Origin of the sequence: Rubrivirga sp. (assembly GCF_049648075.1) — a bacterium.
In the GTDB taxonomy this organism is placed as follows: domain Bacteria; phylum Bacteroidota; class Rhodothermia; order Rhodothermales; family Rubricoccaceae; genus Rubrivirga.
On the sequence record NZ_JBARYR010000364.1, the window covers coordinates 1 to 2,140 of the forward strand.

A 2,140-nucleotide genomic window follows, 5' to 3' on the forward strand; every position below is an offset into this window, starting at 1 on the left:
ACCGCAGGTTGACGGCCATCGTCCGGTACCACGACGCCAGCCAGTCTTCGAGGCCGCCCTCGAGGGGTGCGCGGGCGAAGATGCCCGCGTTCGCGATCACGACGTCGACGCGGCCCATCCGCGCGACGACCTCGTTCCACAGCGACTGCCCGGCGCCTGCGACCTCGAGGTCGGCGCCGAAGGCGCGGCTGCCGTTTCCGATGGCCAGGGCGAGGGCTTCGGCGGCCTCCTGGTTCCGTCCGTAGTGGAGCGCCACACGCGCGCCCGATTCACCGAGCCGCCGCGCCACGGCGTGGCCGATCCCGCGACTCGCTCCCGTCACCAAGGCGACGCGCCCTCCCAGATCGACCGTCACTCGGCCGACCGCTCCATGTGCAGGACCAGCCCGCCGGGATGGCGAAGCTCGAGACGCCCGTCCTCCATGATCTGGTAGACGACTGGCTGGTCGTCGCTGTCGGTGATGATGCGGCCCGAGGCGGTCTCGAAGTCAAAGGTCTGCTCGCGCTCGATCGTTTCCAGGTCCTGCATCAGCGTCATCGTGACGTGCCCCGTGCCGTCGGCATCGAACACGCACGTCATCGCCTCTACGTCCGCCCCCATCTCACCGATCCTGCCGCCGTCCTCGACGCGGTCGAGCGTCCACGTCCCCACCAAGAGGGGATCGACCAGATCGACGGCCGGTGCGGCCTCGAGGGAGTCGGGCACGACCTCGATGGAGGCCTGTGCGAGGACGGGAGCGGACACGAGGAGGGCGAAAACGAGCGCGCGCATAGTGGTAAGGCGGGTCAGAAGGTCAACGGAATGTGCCCCATCGTTCGTGCGGCCTCGAGGGCTTTCGTTCGTGAAATCGTCAGTCTCCGATGCGGTCTAGGACGGTCCGTTCACCATCGGCCTCGACAACGAGTCGAAGGACGTTGTCCTCGCTGCGTGCGAACGTGTACCGCGCCGGGTCGTCGCCCAGGAGGAGGTACGGTCCCGCGACGAGGTAGTCGCCTTCATCGAGGTCGTCGCCTTCGCGGACCTCGGCGCGGCTGTCGGGGCGAAACCGGACGGCGAACGGCTCCCCGTCACGGACGCCGCTCCACGACCCGAACAGGCCCGGATCCAAGACGAGCCTTGGATCCACCTCTCGGAACGACAGGACCGAGCCGGATCTGGGGTTCCGGACCTCCAGAAACGTCCCGTCGCGCTCGGCCTCGAGGATGGACGTCTGGTTGTTCTCGCGGACGACGAGTTGGCCGTCGGAGACGACGTACCGGCCGCGCTCGAACCGGCCGCTGAGCTCGCCGTCGTCGGGGTCGAGGAAGACGTAGACGGCGTCGATCTCGTCGTCGGTGATGGTCAGCCGCGCGAACACGAGCGCGTCCTCGATGGGCACGTTCGCGGAGCCGGTCAGCTCCCAGGTCCCGGCCACATCAGCGCCCTCGAGCGCGGGCTGCGCCCAAACGGGAACGGCGACGGCGAGCAGGCAGACGAGACGGAGCGTCGAGGTCGGCATAGGTCGCGGTTGGACGCCGCCCTCGAGGCCGGGGTCCTTATTGAATGCGGTGGAGCACCACCCGAGTCGGTCCGGCGCCCGCATCCGGCATGCTCAGGGTGAGCACGTCGCCCTCGAGGTGCGGTTGTCCAAGTCCCCCGTAGCCTGCCACGCCATCCTCTGAAGGAAGGCAACTGATCACGTTCTCGATGGCCGTCCCTGCGAGCGTGCCCGCTCGTGGACGGGAGTCCATCGTGAAGCACTCGACGGTGAAAGAGAGCTCTTGGCGCTGGCCGTCCCGCTCGTAGGTCGACGTCTGCGTCACCCAGTTCCCGTCGATGGACAGGAGCAGGGTGTCGAACGGAATTCCACCACCGGGCACGTCGAACGCGACCATCTCCCACGTCCCCTCGAGGCCGGGGTCGAGCGGACGCCGGTCGGCGTCTTGGGCCGACGCCACACCGGTCGCAATGAGGCCTAAAAGAATGAGCGCACGCATGGGTCGTGGGTTGACTCTTGGGCCAACGTATCGAGCCCGTGCTCCACCCGCAAGGCTATCGAGGAGGCCCCGCCGGCTTCGACGCGCGCACGGCGCCCGCCGGCCTCGAGGGCGGCACGGCCTTGCGGCGCCACACCGGCACCGACGAGCACGGCTCCCCGTAC

4 protein-coding genes are annotated in these 2,140 nt (G+C 68.6%); all 4 read right to left on the bottom strand.

Annotated features, from left to right (window positions below; all coding sequences use genetic code 11):
- Positions 1 to 355: SDR family NAD(P)-dependent oxidoreductase (locus WBA11_RS10650; protein ID WP_424520669.1), on the bottom strand; the 355-nt coding region annotated here is incomplete at its 3' end.
- Positions 352 to 771 (bottom strand): lipocalin family protein, encoded by a 420-nt coding sequence (locus tag WBA11_RS10655; RefSeq protein ID WP_424520670.1) that lies wholly within the window; start codon positions 769 to 771, stop codon positions 352 to 354. The genes WBA11_RS10650 and WBA11_RS10655, both read right to left, overlap by 4 nt.
- A gap of 79 nt (positions 772 to 850) precedes the next feature.
- Positions 851 to 1,498 carry a hypothetical protein gene (locus WBA11_RS10660; RefSeq protein ID WP_424520671.1) on the bottom strand — a complete coding sequence of 216 codons (648 nt, stop codon included), beginning with the start codon at positions 1,496 to 1,498 and terminating at the stop codon, positions 851 to 853.
- Positions 1,499 to 1,535: 37 nt separating this feature from the next.
- Positions 1,536 to 1,976 (bottom strand): hypothetical protein, encoded by a 441-nt coding sequence (locus WBA11_RS10665; RefSeq protein ID WP_424520672.1) that lies wholly within the window; start codon positions 1,974 to 1,976, stop codon positions 1,536 to 1,538.
- Between the last annotated feature and the right edge of the window lie 164 nt (positions 1,977 to 2,140).

What these genes read in the sequence shown, in the direction of transcription:
- WBA11_RS10655 (WP_424520670.1), bottom strand. Translation starts at nt 771, where the DNA reads ATGCGCGCGCTCGTTTTCGCCCTCCTCGTGTCCGCTCCCGTCCTCGCA.
- WBA11_RS10665 (WP_424520672.1), bottom strand. Translation starts at nt 1,976, where the DNA reads ATGCGTGCGCTCATTCTTTTAGGCCTCATTGCGACCGGTGTGGCGTCG.
- WBA11_RS10660 (WP_424520671.1), bottom strand. Translation starts at nt 1,498, where the DNA reads ATGCCGACCTCGACGCTCCGTCTCGTCTGCCTGCTCGCCGTCGCCGTT.